Genomic DNA, 22,400 nt, shown 5'->3' on the forward strand with positions numbered 1-22,400 from the left:
GTGTGGTGGCGGGCGCTGAAGCTTGAATCCCAGTCTTACTGAGCCGGGGCGTCGGCCGGGGCCTCTGCGCCTTCTGCCGGAGCGTCGGCAGGAGCTTCGGCACCTTCTGCCGGGGCGTCGGCAGGCGCCTCTGCGCCTTCCGGTACGGAATCAGCACACATCTCCGGCACCTCTTCCGGCGGGACGATGTTGGTGACCAGGACACAGGCCCACGTCTTGGACAGCTTCCACGTGCCGCCCTCGTTGATGAACTCCACCTGGTCAGCGGTCTGCTGCTGGCCGTCCGGGGTATTGATGTGGACGGTGGCCAGCGCGGAATCCGGCACGAGGCCCGGAATGACCGGGGCAACAACCTCGAAGGTGGCACCGGACTCGGCCTGAGACTGCGACATGACGTCGAAAAGCTCCGGCGCTGTCTCACTGCCCTGGACCAGCTGGACCTTCTCTTCCTGCGGAAGGTTCGGGTCGGCGGCCTTGGTCAGGATCTCATTGAGCTGCTCCACGGTAGGCATCTCGGTGGAGGCCACCTGCGATGCGGAGGTTTCGCCCGAAGGCTTAGCGGCGGTGCTGTTCTCGGTGTCTGCATCCTCGGAAGACGAGCAGGCAGCCAGGGCAGTCGCGGCGCCCAGGGCCACAACGGCGGCGCTCAGCTTGAAGGATTTCACAAATACTCCTCACGTAGGGGATCGTGGTTTATCCCTTTTACTTTAGCGTCCACGACCGCCGCCCTGGGGTTCCCGCGCAGGTGCGTGCCTGTAGTAGCCTGCTGTCATGACTTTCGCCCTCATCGCCACCGGTGGCACCATCGCCTGCACGACGGTCCGTGACGGATCCCTGGTCCCCACCGTCAGTGGGCAACAGCTAGCCCAATTCCTCGACGCTGAAGTCGGAACACACGACATTGAGGTGGTGGAATTCCGTGCGCTGGATTCCAGCTCGATTACTTTGGCAGACCTCGATGAGCTACTGCTGTGTGTGCGCCAGCACCTTGCGCGCCCAGAGATTGATGGCGTCCTCATCACGCACGGCACCGATTCCATGGAGGAAACCGCGCTGGCGTTATCCCTCTTCGACCTCGGCGAGGGGCCCATCGTGCTCACTGGTGCGCAGCGCGCCTTCGACCACCCGGCTGGTGATGGCCCGCGCAATCTGCGCGATTCCTATGAGCTCCTGTGTTCCGGAAAGGCCGGCGTGTGGGTGCAATTCGGCGGCAAGACCATTCCCGGACGCGGCGCGCGCAAGTGGCATACTTCGCAGCTCAACGGCTTTGAGGAGCTACCGGTGGGTGACTCCGCTCTGGCGCCGTTGCCGCTCTCCCCCATGGCGCAACACCCCGTTGAGATCATCGCCGCCTACCCGGGTGCCGGCGCCGCGCTTGTCGACGCCTCCCTCAACCACACCCATGGCCTCGTCATCGAAGCCATGGGCTCGGGGAACATGGGTGAAGAGATGGGAGCTGGGGTTGCCCGCGCGCTGCAAGCGGGCGTGCCCGTGGTGATTAGCACCCGCACGCCCTACGGAACTACCAAGCTGGCCTATGGCGGCGCAGGTGGCGGTGCCACCTTGGGCGAGATGGGTGCGGTAGCCTCCGGTGGATTCCGAGCCGGCCAAGCCCGCATTATGCTCGCCGCGGCACTCGCTACCGACACACCGGTGGCAGAGATGTTTAGCACTGCCCCCTCCGCCACTGCTTATACCGCGGGCTAGCTATCCTCGCGTGGCGGTTCCTCCCCAGCGGTGTCAGTCACAGGATCATCGGCCTCGGTGGCGTCGCCTGGCAGCGCCCCCTCCCAGGCCAGTGAGTCCAATGGATCGGCCGGGTGGAGGTCTTCATCCTCAGCCGCGAAAGAGCGCACAAACCCCGGGCCCGTAGCGCGAGTTTCAAAGCGCACGCTGACCACCCCGTGGCCGGCGCCTTGAATCCAGCCGTGGCCAAACTCGGAGTGGTAGACGTCCTGGGTAGCGTGCCAGCGGCGCATCGAATCCGATTCCGCTTCTCCCAGCGATTCCGACTCTGCTCTGGGCTCCGTCTCCGTTTCCGGCGCGCCGGGCAGGTGGTCGCTGACGCCAGTCTCGTAATCCGTATCCGGAGCTGGACGCACGACCTCGCGGTCGAGCTCAGGAAATAGCACGTCTTGGCGGGCCTCCTCCAACCCCGAGTAGCTCACCCCCACCAGCCTGATGGGCCCGAGCTCCTCCGGGTAGCGCGCCAAGCTCAAGGCCTTAGCCTCGAGGACCTTCAGGTCATCCGTGGCATAGGGCAGCGTGGCCGAGCGGGATTCGATGTGGAAATCCGCCATCCGCAGCTTCACCGTCACCGTGCGCGCGCCGCGGCCATCCTTGAGCAGGCGGGAATGCGCGCCCTGCGCCGCGCGGATTAGTGCCGCATCCACCTCCGCCGCCGTGCGTAGGTCCGTGGGGTAGGTGAACTCGGTGGAGATTTGTTTAGCAATCGCGCGCGGGGCAACCGGACGCTCATCAATCCCTTGGGCGAGCTCCCACAGCTGCACGCCCACCACGTTCCCCAGTGAGACCTCGACTTCCTTGCGGCTCATCGCCGCCAGCTGGCCGATAGTCTCCACGCCGATAGCTGCGAGCTTCTGCTGGGTGACTGGGCCCGCTCCCCAAAGCTTGCCCACCGGCAGCGGGTGGATGAGCTCATCGAAGCGCTCCTGGGGCACGATGAAAGTACCGTCCGGTTTGGCCTCCCCTGACGCAATCTTCGCGCTTTGCTTTCCTGCACCGGCGCCGATGGAGCTGGGAAGGCCCGTCTCGGCTCGAATCACTCGGCGCAAATTCTCCGACCACTCACGGACTTCGGCGGGCGTGGCTCCGACGAGTGCGGCCGGTTCCATGAAGGCCTCGTCGATGGAGAGCTGTTCGATGACCCCCGCATGCTGCGCAATAATTCCAAATACCCGGCGCGAGGCCGCCACATACACCGCCCGGCGCGGCTGCACCACCACGGCTTTATAACCCACGAGCTGCTGCGCGCGGAACATGGGCATTGCGGAATGAGCTCCATATGCGCGGGCTTCATAAGAGGCACCGGCGACGACGCCGCGTCCGCTCGTTCCACCCACCAACACAGGCCGGCCGCGCAAGGTAGGGCGGGTGAGCTGCTCCACCGACGCAAAGAACGCGTCCATGTCGATGTGAAGAACCCAGCGCTGCATGTGCTCCAGTTTAAACACCGCATGTCCGTCACCCATTATTCATGTTTCTTTACCACCTTCGTAACTTCAACGCCCCCATCCGCTTACTTTATCGCCCTAACCTTTTCCGCCGTGACTTCTCAACTCTCGCCCCAACCACCTGCCTCCCAGGCCCACGTGGTCGTTACCGGCATTAAGCGCGAGTTCGCGGACAACACTGGTCTCCATGCCACTGACCTCGCCATTAACACCGGCGAGTTCATCTCCATTCTCGGCCCCTCCGGTTGCGGTAAGTCCACGCTTCTGCGCTGCATCGCAGGCCTCGAAACCCCCGATGCTGGCACCATCACCTTCTCCGATAAAGAAGTGTTCGGCCCACACACGAACGTTCCCGTTAATAAGCGCAACCTGTCCATGGTGTTTCAAGATCTGGCGCTGTGGCCGCACATGACTGTGGAGAAGAACATCGAGTTTCCCCTCACCACCGCGGGTAACAAGTTGTCTTCTGTGGAACGCACAGAACGTGTGCGCGCGTGCATGGACATGGTCGGAATTACCCCGAAGGCACAAGCTCGCCCTAATCAACTCTCCGGTGGCCAGCAGCAGCGCGTAGCCATCGCCCGCGCGCTTGTGTCCAACCCGCAGTTGCTCCTAATGGATGAGCCACTCTCTGCGCTCGATGCTGCCCTGCGTGTTCAGATACGTGCCGAGCTCACTGCCTTGGTCCACGACTTAGGACTCACGGTCATCTACGTCACCCACGATCAATCCGAGGCTCTGTCCATGTCGGACCGCGTCGTCGTCATGAAGGACGGCGTCATCGAACAGTTCGCCGATCCTGTCACCCTCTACGACTCCCCTGCCACCCCCTTCGTCGGTGGCTTCGTGGGTACTATGAACCGCCGCGCTGGGCTTCCCGACGTCCGCCCGGAAAACCTCACCGTCCTTGACGCGGAGGAAGACATCGGGTCTTTCCCGCACCACGTGGACGGAATCGTCCGCACCGCTCAGTACATCGGCGGACGCTACGAGCTGCACTGCGATGTCGAAGGCGCTGACGAGCCTTGGGTGGCTTACAGCCGCTCTCGAGTCGATCGTGGTTCGACGGTACGTCTTGCGTACTAGTCACATCCGTTTTCTACTTTAAGGATTCTCCATGCTGTATAAGAAACTTTCTCTCGCCCTCGCTGCCGCCGCTGCTTCTGCCCTGGCTCTGACTGGCTGCGGTTCTGTTGATTCCGCTGACTCCACCGACGCATCCTCCGCCGACAACACCGGTGCTGAAACCAGCGCCGAGGCCTGGGAAGCCCCGGAGGGACTGTCCGGCGAGCTGGACTACTACTCCGCGAACCCGCAGGGCCTTACCGACGCCCTCGTCGAAGCCTTCGAGGAAAAGACCGATGTCAAGGTCAACGTCTTCGCCGACACCACCGGCAAGATCACCGCCAAGCTCAAGGCGGAAGAGGCTAACCCGCAGGCAGACGTGGTCTACTTGGCTTCTTGGTCCGCTGCTTCCAAGCAGGACAAGGCCGGCGCTCTGGCGGAGTACACCCCGGAAGGTGCTGACAAGATCACTTCCAGCTGGGTATCCAAGAACGGCACATTCACCGGCCGCGATGGCTCCGCCTTGGCACTGGTGACCAACACCAACGTGGTGGACTCCGCTCCTCAGGACTGGGAGGACCTCGCTGACGAAAAATACAAGGATCAGGTCATTATGCCGGATCCGCGCGAGTCCGGCACCGCCGCTGACCTCATTGCCGCCATGGTGGATCAGTGGGGCGAGGACAAGACCTGGGAGCTCTTTGACAAACTCTTCGACAACGGCATGATTGTCCAGGGCGCTAACGGTCCGGCCCTGGACCAGGTCACCTCCGGTTCTCGAGGCATCGTCATGGGTGGTGTGGACTACTCCGCATACTCCGCTCAGGCCAAGGGAGAGCCGCTTGAGGTTGTTATCCCCTCCTCCGGCACTACCGTCACCCCGCGACCGGTCATGATCCTCAAGACCACCGACAACAAGGACGCTGCCGAAGCTTTTGTCGACTTCATGTTCTCCGATGAAGCACAGGAGATTTCTGCTTCCAAGAACATGATCCCGGCCAACACCGAGATCACCCCGAAGAACGGCCCGAAGCTGGAGGAGATTGAAACCCTCAACGAGGATCTCGATGGCATCGCCTCCTCCTCCAAGGACATCAAGGAAAAGTTCGCTGAGCGCTACCTGAAGTAGCCTCTACTATCTCACCACGGAGCAACCCCACCTTATGAGCACCACCACCCGCAGCCCTCAGCGCACTCTCGGCATTTATGCAGTACTCTTCGTGCTGCTCGTGCTTGTCGCTGCGCCGTTGGCATCGGTGCTCATCAGCGCTGTGGTGGGGTACCGCGATGAGCCTTCTTCTCTCCACAAGATTGTGGAGCCGGGCATGGGAGAGGTGCTACTCAATACGGTCGTCCTCTCCCTCCTCGTGGTGGTCTTTTCTACTCTGTTCGCCGCCCCGCTAGCTTTCCTGCGCGCGTGGACGTCTTTTTCTAAGGCGAACTGGATAGAAATCGCCATCATGATTCCTTTCATGACCCCGCCTTTTGCCGCAGCAATGGCGTGGATGGATTTCACCCGCCGCGGTGGAGTCTCCGAATTGCTCTTCGGGCATACCGTCGGCAAGCTCGCGCATGACGCCATTTACTCGGTTCCTGGCATGGCTTTCATCATGGCGTGCGAGCTCTTCCCCTTCCTCTATCTCATCCTGCGCAACTGTCTGACCTCAATTCCTGCATCCTCTCTGGAAATGGCTCAAGTCGCAGGCGCCAGCCGGTGGCAACAGATTAGTCGCATCATCCTCCCCACCGTCGTGGGCCCCTATTCACTGGGCGCACTGATCATTTTCATCAAGGCTGCCGGCGAGTTCGGCACCCCAGTTACCTTGGGAAACGCCATCGGTTTCACGGTCCTCGTCTCCTCCATCTACCAAGACGTCACCATCGACCCGTTGAGTTTCTCCGATGCAGCAGCCTCCTCATCGGTGTTGTTTGCACTTGGTGTGGGCGCATGGGCATTCCAGCAATGGGTCTCGCGGCGCGACCTTACCGGTGGTGGACGAGTATCCCGCCAAGTCTCGCTCCGCATCGGCACCGCAGGCAAGGTCCTTGGCAGCTTAGTTGCTTTCCTCATCATCGCCTGCTCGGTGCTCATCCCGTATATTTCCATCACCCTGGCAGCCATGACCATTCTGCGATCCGCGCCCCCAACGCCTCAAAACCTCACCTTCGACTATTTCGCCATCGTCCTGCAGATGCCTTCCGCTCAAGAAGCTTTGCTGCGTTCCATCGCCCTCGGTGCAATTGGCGCCACAACGGCGGTCATCCTCGGCATCGCGGTCACCTTGCTCACCCAGCGAACCAGGCAGATCAGCGCCCGTGTTGTCGACTTCCTTGCTGTAGCACCGGATACCGTCCCCGGAATCGTTCTCGCCATTGGCTTCATTCTCCTATGGAACGCTCCCTGGCTGCCATGGACACCTTATGGCTCCATGATCATCCTCGTCATGGCTTTTACTGTTCTCTTCCTGCCGATGGCGGTGCAGAGCATCAAGACCTCCGCTGGCGCGGTTTCCCCTTCGGTCTACGAGGCAGCCGCCGTGTCCGGTGCCTCCGCCTCCCACACGTTGCGCAGCATCACCTTGCCGCTGCTTGCCCCGGGTATCTTTGCCGGTTGGCTGCTGGCGTTCTTTGTGGGCTTCCGCGAGCTCGTCATGTCCTCCCTGATCCGCCCAAGCCAGCTCAATCTCCTTGCGCCGTGGATCATGAACCAATTTGACCAGGGCCACCGCGCTGAAGCCATGGCTATGACGCTCATCGGTGTAGGAACCTCCACTGTCGTGCTAGTCCTAATCACGTGGTGGCAAGGAAGGAGGGCGCGTGGCTAGTATCCTCATTTTCGCGGACCTTCACCTTGGCCGCCCCGACGCGCCAGGCATGGAGTGGGTGCTAAACGTACTGGAGGTCACGACTGCGGATGCATGTATCTGCCTCGGTGACATCATTGACCGCAAAGCCGACGCAGCCACCTACGTACCCCAAGCACAGAAAGTCATGGCTCGCGCATGCGAGCTTTTCAGCGACGTCCATTTCATCTCCGGGAATCACGACGTCCACCACGAACTCAGTTTCTCTTCGCCTGTAACGGTTCATTCCGCCGACGTTCACTCCTTTCACTGCGCCGGCGCTACCGTTGTCACCGCCGCGGTAGCTGCCGATCCCGATCCCCGCACACTCACCTTTCCAACGCGCCAGAGCAACGAGCCGCATCTGGGATTACTGCACTCATCAGTGACCGGTGAATTCTCTAAAGGCATATGCTTGCCCACGACACCCGAACAGCTACAGGCCTGTGGCTTCGACGCATGGATTCTTGGCCACGTCCACACTCCACAAGTGCTTCAGGACAATCCCTTTATCGGTTGGGTCGGTATGGGAGAGGCAGTGCTTTACGACGTCCCCACTTCCTCCCTCACTCGCCTCTAACACATCTCCTACCTGACCACACGCGCCGCTCAGAGAACTAGCTCTCACTTGCCCACCGCGTGATCAATGTCTCACGAATTGGCGTTTGCGCTAGACCGAGAGCACCGCATGCATGCATCATGTATACATGCAAAAAGACAAGGTACCCGCCGCGGAACGGGCCTACGATCACCTCAAGCGCCGCATCATCGATGACGACATCGATGACTCGGAGATGCTCTCCGAAGCCGCCCTTGCCGCCGAGCTGGGAATGAGTAGAACCCCGGTGCGCGAGGCTTTCCTCCGTTTGGAGGTGGAGGGCTTCTTGAAGCTCTACCCCAAGCGCGGTGCGCTGGTCGTACCGATTAGCCCCCGCGAAATCCGTGAGGTCTACGAGGCGCGCCTCCTCGTGGATGAGAACTCTGCCCGCCATATTTGCGGACTGTCCGCAGAGGAGCGCAGTCTCATCGCCGATGTCCTCGTCGCCACCATCGATGAGCAAAAGGCCGCCCTAGACGCTGGCGATCTGGGCACCTATACCCAACTGGATGCGAAGTTCCACCAAACCATCATGGACAACGGCGGCAACCGCCTCCTCGCCCACCTCGGCCACACCTTGCGCGAGCGCCAACACCGCTTTACCGCAACTGCCATCGGCCGCAGCGTCGAGAAGGCACGCGGCTTCGTGGCCCAGCACGCCTTGCTCGCCGACGCCCTCCGCACCGGCGACATCGACACCTACCTGACCGAACTCCATTCCCACCTCAACTCCTCAAGGAAGCAACTGTGACTGTCTCTGCGCATTCGAACCCGCTTGTCGAGGCGCCTACTCCCCAACCCGACGCCCCCACAGACGCCGACACCACCGAAAGCACTGAAAGCGCTGCCTCCCCAGGCTCGCCCAGCCGCTCCGCCGAAGCGCCGCTGCCTAAGCGCGCGTGGTTCCCCGTCGCCGGTGCCATGATCGCGGTTGCTTGGGGCGGAAATGAATTCACCCCGCTGCTGGTGATGTACCGCGAGACCTCGAATTTTTCCCAGGTGACGGTCAACGGGCTCTTAGCCGCCTACGTGGTTGGCATCATCCCCGCACTGCTCATCGGCGGCCCGCTGTCCGATCTGCTTGGCCGCCGCCCACTGTTGCTCCCCGCAGCACCACTGTCCTTGGCAGGCTCTTTCTTGCTGTCCATCGCCCCCAACGAACCACTCATCATCGCGTTGGGACGCGTCTTGTGCGGTATGGCATTAGGCCTAGTCATGGCGGTGGGTTCAACGTGGATTACGGAGCTCATCACGAGCGCCGGCGGCGACCCAGCGTCCGGCGCTCGTAAGGCTTCGTTGTGTTTGACCGCCGGCTTCCTCGTCGGCGCGGGTATCGCTTCGGTGCTGGCCCAGTGGGGGCCATGGCCGACTCACACGGCCTATATCCTCCACATGCTGCTCACGCTGTTGACTGCCGCGTGGATCCTGCATACGCCTGAGACCCGCCAGCCCAGCCGAGGCGATGTCAAGACCACCATCCTGGAGCTCAGGGTGCGTGACATGCTGGAGATGCTCCACATCCCCGCCGCTGCGCACAAGCGTTTCCTGCGTGTCGTCGTGCCTGTGGCCCCCTGGGTCTTTGGCTGCGCGGGAGCGGCCTATGCGCTCCTTCCACAGCTGCTATCCGAATCCGCTGGAAACGCCCCCATCGCTTTCTCCGGCCTGATGACCGTCATCACCCTGGGCTGCGGCGTGGCCGTCCAGATGCTGGGCCGCCTGGTTGATACCCACAAGTCCGCGCGAGCCTCGGCCCTGTCGATGTTCGTCATCACCGTCGGCGCAATCCTCGGGGCGTTTGCTGCGCACTCGCTGTCCCTGCCGCTCGGCATCGCGGCCGCCGCCACGATGGGCGCGGGATACGGTTTGGCGCTGGTCGCTGGATTGTCCGAGGTCCAGCGCATCGCGGGCGAGCGAGAGCTCGCCGGCTTGACCGCCATGTACTACTCCATTTCTTACACTGGCTTCTTCATCCCGATGGCCTTTAGCGCGCTTGCGCCCTATATCGGCTTCACGGCGTTGTTCAGCATCGGCAGCTTCTTGGCGCTGGTGTGCCTCATCAACGTCATCCTTGCGTGGCGCGCACACCTGCCCGGAACCCGCCGCTAGCGCACACGCCCCGTCATCGCGGCCCCCTCCGGGCCGCCCTGCGCCACCAGTGCGCAGATGCTCAAAGCTCCGCCTCCCCGCTCGAGGGAAGCGGAGCTTTTCGCTGCGGATTTAGGCCTTTGCCACGGTAGCCGTCACGCCCTTGAGGACATCATGGATGTTCTGTCCATCGCTTGGCTCGAGAGCCTGGGTCGTCACAGTGAAGTCGACAGCGAGCACCTCCGCCGCGATGTGCTCGCGGTGGCGATGAGCCCACTCTTCCTTCTCCGCGGGAACGGAGAGAACCACGGTGATGCGGTCAGTCACCACGAAATCCTCGGCCTTACGCGCATCCTGCAAACCGCGGATGACGTCCGCAGCCCAGCCCTCTGCCTCGAGCTCTTCCGTCACCTCGGTATCCACGGCGACGAGGCCATCGAGCCCTTCCACACGAGCCGTCGACTTCGCATTCGCCGCCTTGAGGCGCTCGGTGTACTCGTCCGGGGATAGGCGGATATCGCCGTCGACCACGACGTCCTCGCCCTCGCGCACGTAGTTGCCCGCCTTGAGGTTCTTGATGGCTCGCTGAACATCCTTGCCCAAGCGCGGACCGGCTACCTTGGCGTTGCACACGACCTCGAAGGTGCCCACCGCGTCGACATTGTCGGTAAGCTCAACGTCCTTAACGTTGACCTCATCCCGGATGATGTCCTTGAAATCCGCCAGGCGCGCCGAATCCTTCATCGCCACCGTCAGCTTCGGCAGCGGCAGGCGGTTGCGCAGCTTGTTGGACTTGCGCACCGAGGACGCCGCGGAGGCCACCGCGCGGGTGGCATCCATGGCGGCCACGAGGGCATCGTCAGCCGGGTAATCCTCGGCCTTTGGGTAGGAAGCCAAATGCACGGATCGCTCACCGGTCAGGCCGCGGTAGATGACCTCAGCCACATGCGGCAGCAGCGGCGCGACCACGCGGGAGACCGTCTCCAGGACCGTGTAGAGCGTATTGAAGGCCTCCGGATGGGTTTCCTCGCCCTCCCAGAAGCGGTCACGGGAGCGGCGCACGTACCAGTTGGTCAGCGCATCCGCGAAGAGGCGGACCTCCTCCGTTGCCGAAGCAATATCGGTATTCGCCAGCGCGTCGTTGGTGTTCTTCACCAAGTCATGGGTCTTGGCCAAGATGTAGCGGTCCAGCACGTTGGTGGAGCTCACGTCGAACTTTGCGTCCTGGGAGGCGTAGAGCTGCAGGAAGGTGTACGAATTCCAGATCGGCAGGATGGCCTGGCGCACGCCCTCACGGATGCCCTGCTCCGTAACGATGAGGTTGCCGCCGCGCAAGATCGGCGAAGACATGAGGAACCAGCGCATCGCATCCGAGCCATCGCGGTCGAAGACCTCATTCACATTCGGATAGTTGCCCTTGGACTTCGACATCTTCAGGCCATCATTGCCCAACACGATGCCGTGGGCGACAACCTTCTTGAACGCCGGGCGGTCGAACAGGGCGGTGGACAACACGTGCAGGAGGTAGAACCAGCCGCGCGTTTGGCCGGAATACTCCACGATGAAGTCCGCCGGGGAATGCGTCTCGAACCATTCCTTGTTCTCAAACGGGTAGTGCTTCTGAGCGAACGGCATCGAGCCGGACTCAAACCAGCAATCCAACACATCCGGCACGCGGCGCATCGTGGACTTACCCGTCGGATCATCCGGGTTCGGACGAGTCAGCTCATCAATGTACGGGCGGTGCAGGCTCGTCGGACGCACGCCAAAGTCACGCTCCAGCTCATCCAGCGAGCCATAGACATCGACTCGCGGGTACTCCGGGTTATCGGAGATCCACGCCGGGATCGGAGCGCCCCAGTAGCGGGTGCGGGAGATGTTCCAGTCGCGAGCGCCCTCCAGCCACTTGCCGAACTGACCGTCGCGGATGTGCTCCGGCAACCACTCGATCTCATTGTGGTTGAGCTCGACCATGCGGTCACGGAACTCCGTCACCTTGACGAACCATGCAGGCAGCGCCATGTAGATGAGCGGCTCGCCGGAGCGCCAGGAGTGTGGGTAGGAGTGCTCGATGGTCACGTGGCGTACCACGCGGCCAGCGGCCTTGAGATCCTTGATGATGGCCTTGTTGGCGTCGAAGACGAGCTGGCCCTCATACGGCGGTACCTGGGAGGTGAACTTACCGTCCTCATCCACCGGGATGACCAGGCCCACGCCGTACTTCTGGCAGGTGAGCATATCGTCCTCACCGAAGGCCGGGGCCTGGTGGACCACACCGGTACCGTCCTCGGTGGTGACGTAGTCAGCAAGCAAGACCTGGTACGCATTCTCGACATCCGGGAAGAAGCCGAAGATGGGCTCGTACTTGAAGCCCTCCAGCTCCGCGCCCTTGAACGTCTTGAGGACTTCCACCTCACCCAGCTCCTTCGCCAGGGTGCCGGTGAGCGCCTCGGCCATGATGAAGGTGCGGCCAGCAAAGTCGCCCTCGGTGGCCTTGAACAGGACGTAATCAACCTCCGGGTGGACCGCCAAAGCCAGGTTGGACGGCAGGGTCCACGGGGTGGTGGTCCAGGCGAGGAAGGAGGCATCGGCAAGCTCGGCGTTCTCCGCCAACGTCTTCTCCGCCGCACTTCCCTCCACGGCACCAGCCACCGGGAACGTCACCGTCAGGGTCGGGTCCTGACGCATCTTGTAGGAGTCATCCAGGCGGGTCTCCTGGTTCGACAGGGAGGTGTGCTCCGCCCAGGAATACGGTAAAACCCTAAAGCCCTGGTAGATCAGGCCTTTGTCATAGAGCTCCTTGAACGCCCACATCACGGACTCCATGTACTCCAAGTCCATGGTCTTGTAGCCGTTCTCGAAATCCACCCAGCGAGCCTGGCGGTTGACATACTCTTCCCACTCATCGGTGTACTCGAGGACGGACTTGGCGCAGTACTCGTTGAACTTCTCCAGGCCCATCTCCTCGATCTGGCCCTTGTCGGTGATGCCGAGCTGCTTTTCTGCCTCCAGCTCCGCCGGCAAGCCGTGCGTATCCCAGCCAAAGACGCGCGGGACGTGATTGCCGGCCATGGTGCGGTAGCGCGGGACGATGTCCTTGACGTAACCGGTCAGCAGGTGGCCGTAGTGCGGCAGACCGTTGGCAAAGGGAGGGCCATCATAAAAGACATACTCGGGGCAGCCCTCTGTCTGCTTGAGGCTGGCTTTAAAGGTGTCGTCGGCCTTCCAGTACTTCTGGACTTCCTGCTCCATATCGGGGAAACGGGAAGACCCAGCAGTCATATCAACTTTGGGATAAACACTGCCGACGTTCGCGGGGTTATTACTCATCTAAAAATTCCTTCACTCGTTCGCTGTGACGGGGACGCGCCGTACGGCTCGCGGTACCACCCCGCTTGGGCGCCGAGGCGCCCCGCTTCGTTGATGTGAAGGAGATGACGGTCCCTACCCGCCCGGTTCTAATAATGCGACGCTCACGCGCCTCACGTTCTTCCGGAATGCTCCCCGGTGATAGCCGGCTCACTGCATATAGCTCCAAAGTATAACCGAGGGGTCAAGTTTTCACAGGCGCAGGTTCCCGTGAACCCCAAAATAGAAACGACAGTGCACAAAAGAGGTGCCTGAGAAACAGTTTTCCACAGGAACATTTTTTCTAATGCGCGCAGCTCAGAAGGTGTTTTATTCTCCACAGATATGAACGCGCTACAGACTTTCCTCAGCGCACTCGGGGCCGGCATCGATGTCATCGCCGAGTGCGAAGGCATGTCTGAAGCAGACCTCATCGCCGCCGGTTCCCCAGACAAAACTGCCGCGCAGTTGGTGCGGCTGCACACGAGCTTCTTTGGCAAGACCGCCATGACCAAGATGCAACGTGATGCGGTGAAGGCTGCGCGCCAGCGCGGCCACTCATTGCCCACTCTGGAAGTCATTGACCGCTATGCCCGCAAAGCCAAGACGCAGGCATTGGGCTGGAAGCTGCGCCTAGAGTTGTGTCGGACCAGCGCCGATACCCTCGCGATGGAAACACTGGCGAAGAAGAAGCTCAAGGAGCACTCGGCCCCGCCCGCACCGAAGGAGGGCGTGACCATTTACCGCCGCCGCAATGCACCGTGGACGATGGCAATCACAGGCCCCGCGCAAATGATTGCAGAGCTTAGCGACGCCGTCGACCGCGAACGTCCCCTCGAATCCATCCGCGAAGCCTTCTTCAAAGGCGCCGCCCCGCGCCGCGGTTTGCAAACCAATATCTTGGTCCCGCTGGATGCAATGACGAAGATTCTCAACGGCGACGGCGAGGAAATCACGCTGCAGATGACCAACGGCGCAACGATGACCGGCGCGGAATACCTCAACAAGGTCCTAGCCGAAGAGATCGACCTCGATGGCGCGCTCGCGACTCTCTTCCACCCCTATCACGGGCCGGTCAATCTCTACTATGAGGAGCGCTCCGCCAGCATCAAGCAACGCATCATGGCCATGGCCGAGTTCCCGGTCTGTGCTTGGGGCTCCTGCATGAAGCCCGCCGATGAATGCCAAGTTCACCATCTCATCGCGTGGAAGAACGGCGGGTATACCAACCAGGAAAACCTGGTGATGCTGTGCCCATATCACAATGGCGTGAACCAGGACGATCCGAACGCGCCACCGGGACGCGGCCGCATGGCCCGGGTCAACGGAACGGCCATGAGGACGTACGGTCCCCTCCCGCCGCCCACGCCTCTGCAAGCGCCTCCCGGGCTATTCGACGCCCTGGAAAGAGACGACTAGGAGCGACACAACTAGGAGTCTTCGCAAAAGCCCTCCACCCAGAATTACTGCTGGGGCGAGGGCTACTCGTCGTGCTTGCGGCGCAGTTTAATCACGGTATCTGCGATAAACAGAACAATGCCTACCCCGGCAGAAGCAAAGAGCAGGTACAGAGACCACTCAGCGGCGGAGAGGATGTAATTCACGAACGCCAAGAAAGCCACAAAGGCCAAAAGCAATGCACCAATAAGCATGCGCGCTCTCCTTCCCCGTCACTGCCTCAAAAATCAATACCTACTGAGAATACATACCCACAGAAAAGAATAACGGCGCCCCCGCAGGGACGCCGCTGATTCAGTGATTAATTGTTGGACTTGCCGGCTTCACCGTTGGGAGCAGCGGTGCCGCGGGACTCCAGCTCCTCAAGCTGAGACTGCAGCAGCGTCTTGAGGCGAGTACGGTACTCGCGCTCGAAGGTGCGCAGCTCGGAGATGCGAGCCTCCAGAGCGGTCTGCTGCTGCTTGACCGTGTTCATGACCTCGGTGTGCTTCTTCTCGGCATCGGCCTGCAGCGCAGCTGCCTTCTCCTCTGCCTGGCGAATCTGCGCCTCGGCGCGGGACGTAGCGTCGGACTCAGTCTGCTTTGCCTTGTTCTCAGCGTCCGCCACCAGCTTCTTGGAGCGGGTATCGGCCTCCTGCAGCTGAGCTTCGTAGCGCTTCTGGGCATCCGCGAGCTGGGCCTTGGAGTGGGAGTCAGCATCGGCAAGCTGCTTCTCTGCCGCCGTGCGGGCCTCAGCCAGCATGGACTCGGAATCAGCCTTGGCCTCGCTGGTGAGACGGTCCGCCATCTCCTGAGCCAAGCCCAGCACGCGGGCTGCCTGCATGTGAGTATCCGGGGTAGCCAGGCCCTGTGCATTGGACTGGGCAGCGCCCGCACCAGCCACGGCAGCGGCGGAAGAGGCGGTGGTGGAGGCTGCGGAGTTCTTCTTTGCGGACTCCAGCTCCTTCTTCGTGTTCGCCAGTTCCTTCTTGGAAGCCTCGAGCTCGCGCTTGGCGGCGGCAGCTTCCTCGCGAGCTGCCTTGAGCTCGGCGGAGTTGTCCTTTGCCTGAGCAGCCGGCGCCTGGGAAGACTGTGCCTGAGCAGCCTTTGCCTGCTCCTGCGCACGCTTCGTCTCTTCCTTGGCCTTGGCAATCTCATTCTTGGAGTCAGCCAGCTTTGCCTCGTACTCAGCGCGAAGCTTGGATTCAACTTCCTTGCGCACAGCGGCCTCGTCGACCTTAGCGGCAGTAGCGCCGCCAGCGGCGCCGGCCGAAGTCTGAGACTTCAGTTCCTCAACCTGGGCGTGGAGATCATCGTTCTCGTCCTGCAGCTGAGCAAGAGCATCCTCAACGAGGTCGAGGAACTGATCTACCTCATCCTCGTTGTAGCCACGCTTGCCAATTGGCGGCTTGCTGAAAGCGACGTTGTGTACATCAGCGGGTGACAGTGGCATTGACTTCTCTTCCCCTTACGAATCGGTCAAACCTCTAGAGGTTCCAGAGGCCGGGTACATGTGCGGTTAATAATACGGATTTTGCTAACTCATTGTATCCGAATCAACACATTATCTAACGCTGGCACGAGTCTCAACGTTAACAGGAGGGTTTAATACACCCGTTAGTTACACAGCAAGTCCGCTGGGGCCGAAAAATAGCCACGAAATCAGTTGCGAAAGAATGGACAAAAGCAGGAACAAAACAATGATGGAAACGTCGAGCGCAACGCCTCCCAACTGCAGCGGAGGAATCACCTTTCGCAGCGCCTTAACCGGCGGGTCAGTGACTACGAAAAGCACCTCTGCAACCATCATGAACCAGCGGGGTGGATTGAATTGGCGCGAAAAAGATTGAATCATTTCGATGACGATTCGCGCTAACAGAATCCACGAGTAAAGACTCACGGCAACGAGGAGAATTGAACCTAAAGCATTCACAGTGCCCGAGCCTATCCGAACCACCCCCGCTAACGGTATTCCCCTGCCCTCCGGTTCGCGCTCGGCGAACATGAACGGCTAATCGTCGGCTGACTATTCCCGTACTCACTTCGCCGCCGGCTTCATCAATGCGAAACCGCCCCACCGCTTTCCTCTCCCCTTAGCCAACACGGGAGAAAAGAAATCGATGAGGCGGTAGAACGCGACGCACTTAGCGCAGGTGAGCTGCGCGCTCCAGCTCAACAGTGGAGATATCGGCGCCCTTCGGCACGATAGCAAAAACCTTACGGCTGGTGTCCACGCCCTTGGTCAGGTTCTTCATGCGGCCTTCCAGTGCAAAGCAGAGGCCAGCGGCAAAGTCAACGAAGCGCTTTGCGGAGCCACGGTCAGCGTCAGTGAGCTCGAAGACCACTGCGTCACCGTCACGGAAAGGGCCACCGACCTTCGCTGCATCGTCAAAGGAGACGAGCGACAGCGCCACGATGGTCGGGACAAATTCCTCTTCCGGCTTCTCGTAGGAAGGTGCGTATGCCGGAGCGCTGTAGCTGCGCTCGTCAGCGTAGTAAGCATCGTCGGTGTCCATGTCCATCGGGCCCAGCCCGAAGAACTCTTTAGTCCTATCAATCAGTGACATTCTGGGTCTCCCTCTGACCTAGTGTGTGCTGTTCATTTGCTGTCTTGTAATGCACTTTTGCAACGTCAATTAACCTAGCGGGCGCGCTCCCATGATTCCGGTTCCGACACGCACGATATCCGTTCCAGATGCAATCGCCGCCTCCAAATCTGCGCTCATTCCGGCAGACATTTTTAAAGCCCGTCCGAGCTTGGCCGCGACCTCGTCGGTCAGCGCCCTTACCTGAGCGAATACCTCCGCCGGCTCGCTTTCCAGCGGCGGAACCACCATGAACCCCTGCAGCTGCACATTCTCTAATTCTTGGACGATATCCACCAGAGCAGGGACATCCTCCAGCGGGCATCCCCCGCGTGCGGTGTCGCCATCGGCGGAAACCTGAATATATGCCGGAAGAGTGTCCTCGCGTTGCCCGCGTTCTTGGGCAAGCGCCACGCCGCGATCCAGCGCCCGGGCCAGCTTTTCCGAGTCGAGGGAGTGCACGCTGTGCGCCCAGCGAGCGACGTGGTTAGCCTTCTTGGTTTGAATCTGGCCGATCATGTGAAAGCGCATCTCAGGCAGCGCCTCTGCTTTGGCGCGCGCCTCCTGCTCGCGATTTTCTGCCACATCCGTAATCCCCAGCTCCCCCAGCAGCGCGATGTCCTCTGCCGGGTGAAATTTCGTCACCGGCAGCAGCTTTGGCACGGGACGATCATACGTGGCGGCGAAGCGTTGAATCTCAGCGCGGGTGCGCTCCAGTCCGGCCCGTAGTTCTTCACGACGCTCAGCGGGGTCCTTGCTAGTCATTTAATCCTCCAACCAAATCACGCCGGCTTGGCGTCCCGTGACGCCCTCGCGGCGATAAGAAAAGAAATCAGTGTCTTCGATCGTGCAGCGTGGATCCGACTCAATGGCCGTAACCCCCATCCCCATCAGCTGGCGAATCAGGCCGGCGCGCACGTCAACTCCCCACGTACCCGACGAGGTGCGGGTCTTGGAACCGGGCAGGTGCTTCTCGACGTCTTCCGCCATCTCCTCCGGCACCTCATAGTTGCGCCCAGACGCAGCAGGCCCCATGAGTACCTGGATCGACGCGGGAGTCGCCCCCAGCTCAACCATTGCATTCACGGTGTTCCGGACGATTCCGTTGCGCGCGCCGAGGCGCCCGGCGTGGGCGGCGCCGATGACGCCCGCGGAGACGTCGACAAGCAGCACCGGCGTGCAATCAGCAACGAGCACGCCCAGCCCCAGACGTTTCTCGGTGGTTACAACGGCATCGGTGGCAGGGACGGGTTCGTGGACACCGCGGCGTTCGGCACCCACCACCGTGACCGTGTTGGTGTGAAGCTGTTCCATCCACACAATGTCCTCCAGACCAGTCACCCGCAGAAGCCGCTGGCGATTGGCGCTCACGGCCTCGGGGTCATCACCAACGTGATCACCGAGGTTGAAAGAGCTATAAGGGGACGACGACGCCCCGCCGGCACGGCTGGTGAAAACCATGCGGACGGGGCGCTGTGCTACATGTGCTTCCTCGTTTACTGGCATGCACTCCAGAGTAGCGGGCTGGGACTAGCGCATGAAGGAGGGCACGTCGAGATCGTCGTCGCCGTCATCATCGAAGTCGCGGCCACGGCGCTCAGCGGGGCGCGAGAGGCGATATTCGTCGTCGGCGCCGCGGCGGTACTCCTCACCGCGGAAGCGATCCGAGGTGGTAAACAGTCCGCTGGACGGGGCCGGCTCGGCCGGCTGCTCGCGCTCGTAAGAGTGGCGCGGGGTGTACTCCTCACGCTCGATACGCTGGGCGTCGACACGCTGCGACTCAGCGCGGGTGTAGTCCTCACGCGGGGCCTCGGCGCGGGATGCGGCGGGGCTTTCGGCCTGTGCCTCGGCGCGGTTCTCAAAGAGGGAACCCGGGCGGGCAGCAGGGGTGGCCTGCTGGCCCTGCGGCGCAGCCTGACCGGGCTGTGCCGGCTGCGTAGTCATGTTGGCCTGGGCATCGAAGCCGGTGGCGATGATGGTGACGCGAACTTCATCACCGAGGTTGTCATCGATGATGGTGCCGAAGATGATGTTGGCGTCTTCGTCGGCGCGCTCCTCCACCATGGAGGCGGCTGCGTTGACCTCGTGGAGGCCCAGATCGGAACCGCCGGCGATGGAGAGCAGAACGCCCTTGGCGCCTTCCATGGTCGACTCCAACAGCGGGGAGTTGATGGCTTGCTCAGCGGCGTTGAGCGCGCGGTTATCCCCGCGGGCAAAGCCGATACCCATGAGGGCGGAGCCGGCGTCGGACATGACGGAGCGGACGTCCGCAAAGTCGACGTTGATCATGCCCGGAATGGTGATCAGGTTGGTAATACCCTGAACACCATTGTGCAGAACTTCATCGGCGGCGCGGAAGGCCTCGACGATAGACAGCTCCTCGCCGCCCAGCTGCATGAGGCGGTCATTCGGGATAACGATGAGGGTATCGCAGACCTCGCGCAGCTCTTCGATGCCGGCCATGGCCTGACGGGTACGGCGCGCGCCCTCAAACTTGAATGGACGGGTAACAACGCCAACGGTCAAAGCACCCATCTTCTTCGCGATGGACGCCACAACGGGGGCCGCACCGGTGCCGGTTCCGCCGCCCTCGCCGGCCGTCACGAAGACCATATCGGAGCCTTGGAGGGCGTCTTCGATTTCGGTCTTGTGGTCCTCCGCGGAGGTCTTGCCAACCTCCGGGTTAGCGCCGGCGCCGAGGCCGCGGGTGGCCTCGCGGCCGATGTCGAGCTTGGTGTCCGCATCGGAGAAAATCAGCGCCTGGGAATCGGTGTTGATGGCGACGAATTGGACTCCCTTGAGCCCTTCTTCGATCATGCGGTTGACGGCGTTGACGCCGCCGCCGCCGACGCCGACGACCTTGATGTCCGCGAGGTTGTTGCTAGATGAGATCATACGAGGGTCTCTTGCCTTTCGAATAAGCTTTTAATGTAAACGAGGAGGCGCCTCTTTTCGCGAGAGGCGGTTACATCCATCTTTAACGACAACGGGGTAATTTCGGCGCACATTTTGCCGCGTGTCGGTACCCTCAACCTCTACTTTAGGGTTGCTGACATGCGGTTTTCTTAACAAGCGCCACACCCGTCCCACTCGCGACGGACCTAGCGGCGAGTCACCAGCGACGGGTTGGAAATGTTCCAAGATTCACCCTCGAGTTTGAGTACATCTTCGAAAGCGATTGCCTTGTTCTTGTTATCTTCCGAGGCACCCCAAAAGATGGTCTTGTTGTCCTTGGTTCGGAATGTCAGCGAGTACCTATCCTTGACCTCGAGGGCCGATACCTTCTCCCGGATTGGAGCGGGAAGAGCCGCTACGGCATCGACGGCCGCTTGCATTTCCGGGGAACCGGAGTCGGTGTGCCCAGTGACCTCCACAGCCTCGGGCGGTGCCTCGGCTTCCACGAATTCCTTGCCGTGGTTATCCACTAGAACGGTGCTGTCACCGTCGCGCACGAAGGCCACTGCCTCGTGCTCGACGATTTCAATGTGCACCGTCGAGGGAAATGCCCGCGACACTGTTGCGCTTTCCACCCAGGGGATCTCCGCCACACCGTGCGCGGCCTCGCGAGCGTCCAGGCGCGCGAGGTTCGTGCCCTGAGACACGCCACTGGCCTGCTCCACGTCCTCAGCCGTTACATGGTCATTTCCCACTACTTCGAAGGACTTCACCGTGAGGATGGGAAAAAGCCACACCGCTGCGGCAGCGATCACCGCTACGAGAAGGACCGCGCCCACCGCGAGTGCCCCAGCCTTTTTAGACATTCGGTTCCTTCGGCTCCTCCGCCTCGTTCTTATTGCCCAGCTCGGACAGTATCTCGCCAGCCACATAGGTAATCGTGCCCGCGCCGATGGTCAGGACGATATCGCCGGGTTGTGCCAAGGAGATGACGTCGCTGGCGGCTTCGGAGAAATCGGGCTCGAAGATAACCGGCATGTCTTCCGGCATCTTGTCGGTGATGATGCGGGAGGTAATGCCCTCAACCGGTTGCTCGCGAGCTCCGTAGATGTCGAGGATGACGGCGGCGTCGGCAAGCGCCAGCGCCTGGGCAAATTCGGCGTCGAACTTCATCGTCCGTGAGTACAGGTGTGGCTGGAAACAGGCGATGACGCGTGCGCCCTCGCCCTCCGCATCCGCCTTTGCGCGGGCCGCACCGAGAACTGCGGAAACCTCCGTGGGGTGGTGCGCATAATCGTCGAAGACGCGGATGCCGCGCTCGCTTCCGCGGTACTCAAAGCGCCGGCGCACGCCCGTAAAGTCAGTCAATCCCGCGGCGAGCTCCGCCGGGTCCCCGCCAACCAGCGCACCGGCCAACAGAGCAGCCGCCGAATTGAGCACCATGTGATGCCCGGGGACGTGCAAGTCATAGCTCAGCTCCTGAGGCGCCTGCCCCGGCAGGGTCAGACGAACGCGGACGTGCGCGCCGGCGGCGGAGACGGTTTCCTCCAGAATCTCCACTGCGAGGGGCAGAGAAGAATCCGCGGCTACCTCGCCCCGCGCGCCGTAGCCCAGCACCTGAATACCGCGGTCTGCGGCGCGCTCACCGGTGCCGGCCGCCTGCGCATCCTCGAGGCAGACGACAAGGTATCCGCCGTCGACGACGCGGTCGGCGAAGTCATCAAAGACCTGGTAGTAGCTCTCCGCCGTGCCGAAATAATCGAGGTGATCGGGCTCAATGTTCGTAATCACGGCCACGGATGGGCTATAGCGCAAGAGCGAAGCATCGGACTCATCGGCTTCCGCCACGAAGGCATCGCCCGTGCCGCCGTGTGCGTTCGTACCAGCGCGGTTTAGCTGCCCACCAATAGCGAAGGAAGGATCCAGCCCCGCCTGTTGGAGCGCGGATACCGCCATGGACGTGGTCGAGGTCTTTCCATGGGTTCCGGCAAGCAGCACCTGGCGGTGACCTTCCATCAACTCGGCCAATAGATCGGAACGGCGAATAACCGGAATACCGGCGGCACGCGCGGCAGCGAGCTCCGGATTATCCTGCGGGATGGCGGCGAAGGAAGTCACGACAACCGTCGGCTTTTCGCCGGCCATTTCAAGGTTCTCGGCCGTATGCCCAATGGCAATGTGCGCGCCCATTGTGCGGAGGACGTCGACAGCCGTCGACTTCTTCACGTCCGAGCCGGTCACTACCGCGCCCCGGCTGACCAGGATGCGCGCGAGACCGGACATGCCGGAGCCTCCGATTCCGACAAAGTGAACGCGGGACAGGTCCGTGGTGGAGGGGGTGTCAGTCATA

Annotated in this window: 20 protein-coding genes; 8 read left to right on the plus strand and 12 right to left on the minus strand. The window is 61.6% G+C overall.

The annotated features are described in order from the left end of the window. Positions 1-35 precede the first annotated feature (35 nt). Entirely contained in the window at positions 36-665 is a 630-nt protein-coding gene (locus R3O64_RS08545) for a hypothetical protein (protein WP_070519893.1), read from the minus strand. Between the two features lie 106 nt (positions 666-771). Here R3O64_RS08545 and R3O64_RS08550 point away from each other — a divergent pair, with 106 nt between their 5' ends. Then, positions 772-1,707, plus strand: coding sequence for an asparaginase (locus tag R3O64_RS08550; RefSeq protein WP_339016685.1), 936 nt, complete (start codon positions 772-774; stop codon positions 1,705-1,707). Here the strand turns inward: R3O64_RS08550 and R3O64_RS08555 are convergent. Beyond that, the gene (locus R3O64_RS08555; RefSeq protein ID WP_339016686.1) at positions 1,704-3,176 is read right to left on the minus strand and encodes a DNA polymerase IV; all 1,473 of its coding nucleotides are present in this window, start codon (positions 3,174-3,176) and stop codon (positions 1,704-1,706) included. The two genes, R3O64_RS08550 and R3O64_RS08555, sit on opposite strands and share 4 nt — an antisense overlap. A gap of 111 nt (positions 3,177-3,287) precedes the next feature. On the opposite strand from R3O64_RS08555, the gene R3O64_RS08560 reads away from it, so the two are divergent. The 6 genes from R3O64_RS08560 (at position 3,288) to R3O64_RS08585 (ending at position 9,806) form a co-directional block, all read left to right on the plus strand. Beyond that, on the plus strand, positions 3,288-4,280 hold the full coding sequence (locus tag R3O64_RS08560) for an ABC transporter ATP-binding protein (RefSeq protein WP_070563153.1): 993 nt from the start codon (positions 3,288-3,290) through the stop codon (positions 4,278-4,280). A gap of 31 nt (positions 4,281-4,311) precedes the next feature. Then, positions 4,312-5,388 carry an ABC transporter substrate-binding protein gene (locus R3O64_RS08565; protein ID WP_070519889.1) on the plus strand — a complete coding sequence of 359 codons (1,077 nt, stop codon included), beginning with the start codon at positions 4,312-4,314 and terminating at the stop codon, positions 5,386-5,388. Between the two features lie 34 nt (positions 5,389-5,422). Beyond that, positions 5,423-7,084 carry an ABC transporter permease gene (locus R3O64_RS08570; protein WP_339016687.1) on the plus strand — a complete coding sequence of 554 codons (1,662 nt, stop codon included), beginning with the start codon at positions 5,423-5,425 and terminating at the stop codon, positions 7,082-7,084. Beyond that, positions 7,077-7,682, plus strand: coding sequence for a metallophosphoesterase family protein (locus R3O64_RS08575; protein WP_083299252.1), 606 nt, complete (start codon positions 7,077-7,079; stop codon positions 7,680-7,682). The genes R3O64_RS08570 and R3O64_RS08575 overlap by 8 nt, the downstream gene beginning before the upstream one ends. A 127-nt stretch (positions 7,683-7,809) precedes the next feature. Further along, complete coding sequence (locus R3O64_RS08580; RefSeq protein WP_070533299.1) at positions 7,810-8,451, plus strand: GntR family transcriptional regulator; 642 nt, start codon at positions 7,810-7,812, stop codon at positions 8,449-8,451. Between the two features lie 170 nt (positions 8,452-8,621). Then, positions 8,622-9,806 carry an MFS transporter gene (locus tag R3O64_RS08585; RefSeq protein WP_339017554.1) on the plus strand — a complete coding sequence of 395 codons (1,185 nt, stop codon included), beginning with the start codon at positions 8,622-8,624 and terminating at the stop codon, positions 9,804-9,806. Between the two features lie 111 nt (positions 9,807-9,917). Here R3O64_RS08585 and ileS read toward each other — a convergent pair whose 3' ends face one another. Then, the gene (gene ileS / locus R3O64_RS08590; protein WP_339016688.1) at positions 9,918-13,115 is read right to left on the minus strand and encodes an isoleucine--tRNA ligase; all 3,198 of its coding nucleotides are present in this window, start codon (positions 13,113-13,115) and stop codon (positions 9,918-9,920) included. Positions 13,116-13,478: 363 nt separating this feature from the next. Between ileS and R3O64_RS08595 the strand changes: the two genes are divergently transcribed. Beyond that, on the plus strand, positions 13,479-14,552 hold the full coding sequence (locus R3O64_RS08595) for an HNH endonuclease signature motif containing protein (RefSeq protein ID WP_339016689.1): 1,074 nt from the start codon (positions 13,479-13,481) through the stop codon (positions 14,550-14,552). Between the two features lie 62 nt (positions 14,553-14,614). Here R3O64_RS08595 and R3O64_RS08600 read toward each other — a convergent pair whose 3' ends face one another. From R3O64_RS08600 to murC, 9 genes are all read right to left on the minus strand, one after another. Beyond that, entirely contained in the window at positions 14,615-14,785 is a 171-nt protein-coding gene (locus R3O64_RS08600; RefSeq protein ID WP_168162406.1) for a hypothetical protein, read from the minus strand. Between the two features lie 107 nt (positions 14,786-14,892). Beyond that, on the minus strand, positions 14,893-16,023 hold the full coding sequence (locus R3O64_RS08605) for a DivIVA domain-containing protein (RefSeq protein ID WP_070685308.1): 1,131 nt from the start codon (positions 16,021-16,023) through the stop codon (positions 14,893-14,895). A 168-nt stretch (positions 16,024-16,191) separates the two neighbouring features. Beyond that, complete coding sequence (locus tag R3O64_RS08610) at positions 16,192-16,503, minus strand: YggT family protein (protein ID WP_070520150.1); 312 nt, start codon at positions 16,501-16,503, stop codon at positions 16,192-16,194. Positions 16,504-16,714: 211 nt separating this feature from the next. Further along, on the minus strand, positions 16,715-17,137 hold the full coding sequence (locus R3O64_RS08615; RefSeq protein WP_070519876.1) for a cell division protein SepF: 423 nt from the start codon (positions 17,135-17,137) through the stop codon (positions 16,715-16,717). 69 nt (positions 17,138-17,206) lie between these two features. Beyond that, entirely contained in the window at positions 17,207-17,920 is a 714-nt protein-coding gene (locus R3O64_RS08620; RefSeq protein WP_339016690.1) for a YggS family pyridoxal phosphate-dependent enzyme, read from the minus strand. Beyond that, positions 17,921-18,661, minus strand: a complete 741-nt coding sequence (gene pgeF / locus R3O64_RS08625) for a peptidoglycan editing factor PgeF (protein WP_339016691.1) — start codon at positions 18,659-18,661, stop codon at positions 17,921-17,923. Positions 18,662-18,685: 24 nt separating this feature from the next. After that, the gene (gene ftsZ, locus R3O64_RS08630) at positions 18,686-20,050 is read right to left on the minus strand and encodes a cell division protein FtsZ (protein WP_339016692.1); all 1,365 of its coding nucleotides are present in this window, start codon (positions 20,048-20,050) and stop codon (positions 18,686-18,688) included. Between the two features lie 206 nt (positions 20,051-20,256). Continuing rightward, on the minus strand, positions 20,257-20,916 hold the full coding sequence (locus R3O64_RS08635) for a cell division protein FtsQ/DivIB (RefSeq protein WP_339016693.1): 660 nt from the start codon (positions 20,914-20,916) through the stop codon (positions 20,257-20,259). Beyond that, positions 20,909-22,399, minus strand: coding sequence for a UDP-N-acetylmuramate--L-alanine ligase (gene murC / locus R3O64_RS08640; RefSeq protein WP_339016694.1), 1,491 nt, complete (start codon positions 22,397-22,399; stop codon positions 20,909-20,911). The genes R3O64_RS08635 and murC overlap by 8 nt, the downstream gene beginning before the upstream one ends. Position 22,400 lies beyond the last annotated feature (1 nt).

Origin of the sequence: Corynebacterium hesseae, assembly GCF_037850265.1 — a bacterium.
GTDB classification, from domain to species: Bacteria; Actinomycetota; Actinomycetes; order Mycobacteriales; family Mycobacteriaceae; genus Corynebacterium; species Corynebacterium hesseae.

Excerpts from the sequence above, each read along its gene's own strand:
- ftsZ (WP_339016692.1), bottom strand. The coding sequence starts at position 20,050 with ATGATCTCATCTAGCAACAACCTCGCGGACATCAAGGTCGTCGGCGTC.
- murC (WP_339016694.1), bottom strand. The coding sequence starts at position 22,399 with ATGACTGACACCCCCTCCACCACGGACCTGTCCCGCGTTCACTTTGTC.
- R3O64_RS08635 (WP_339016693.1), bottom strand. The coding sequence starts at position 20,916 with ATGTCTAAAAAGGCTGGGGCACTCGCGGTGGGCGCGGTCCTTCTCGTA.
- R3O64_RS08555 (WP_339016686.1), bottom strand. The coding sequence starts at position 3,176 with ATGCAGCGCTGGGTTCTTCACATCGACATGGACGCGTTCTTTGCGTCG.
- R3O64_RS08550 (WP_339016685.1), top strand. The coding sequence starts at position 772 with ATGACTTTCGCCCTCATCGCCACCGGTGGCACCATCGCCTGCACGACG.
- R3O64_RS08600 (WP_168162406.1), bottom strand. The coding sequence starts at position 14,785 with ATGCTTATTGGTGCATTGCTTTTGGCCTTTGTGGCTTTCTTGGCGTTC.
- R3O64_RS08585 (WP_339017554.1), top strand. The coding sequence starts at position 8,622 with ATGATCGCGGTTGCTTGGGGCGGAAATGAATTCACCCCGCTGCTGGTG.
- R3O64_RS08570 (WP_339016687.1), top strand. The coding sequence starts at position 5,423 with ATGAGCACCACCACCCGCAGCCCTCAGCGCACTCTCGGCATTTATGCA.
- R3O64_RS08595 (WP_339016689.1), top strand. The coding sequence starts at position 13,479 with ATGAACGCGCTACAGACTTTCCTCAGCGCACTCGGGGCCGGCATCGAT.
- R3O64_RS08580 (WP_070533299.1), top strand. The coding sequence starts at position 7,810 with ATGCAAAAAGACAAGGTACCCGCCGCGGAACGGGCCTACGATCACCTC.
- pgeF (WP_339016691.1), bottom strand. The coding sequence starts at position 18,661 with ATGCCAGTAAACGAGGAAGCACATGTAGCACAGCGCCCCGTCCGCATG.
- R3O64_RS08605 (WP_070685308.1), bottom strand. The coding sequence starts at position 16,023 with ATGCCACTGTCACCCGCTGATGTACACAACGTCGCTTTCAGCAAGCCG.
- R3O64_RS08620 (WP_339016690.1), bottom strand. The coding sequence starts at position 17,920 with ATGACTAGCAAGGACCCCGCTGAGCGTCGTGAAGAACTACGGGCCGGA.
- R3O64_RS08565 (WP_070519889.1), top strand. The coding sequence starts at position 4,312 with ATGCTGTATAAGAAACTTTCTCTCGCCCTCGCTGCCGCCGCTGCTTCT.
- R3O64_RS08615 (WP_070519876.1), bottom strand. The coding sequence starts at position 17,137 with ATGTCACTGATTGATAGGACTAAAGAGTTCTTCGGGCTGGGCCCGATG.
- ileS (WP_339016688.1), bottom strand. The coding sequence starts at position 13,115 with ATGAGTAATAACCCCGCGAACGTCGGCAGTGTTTATCCCAAAGTTGAT.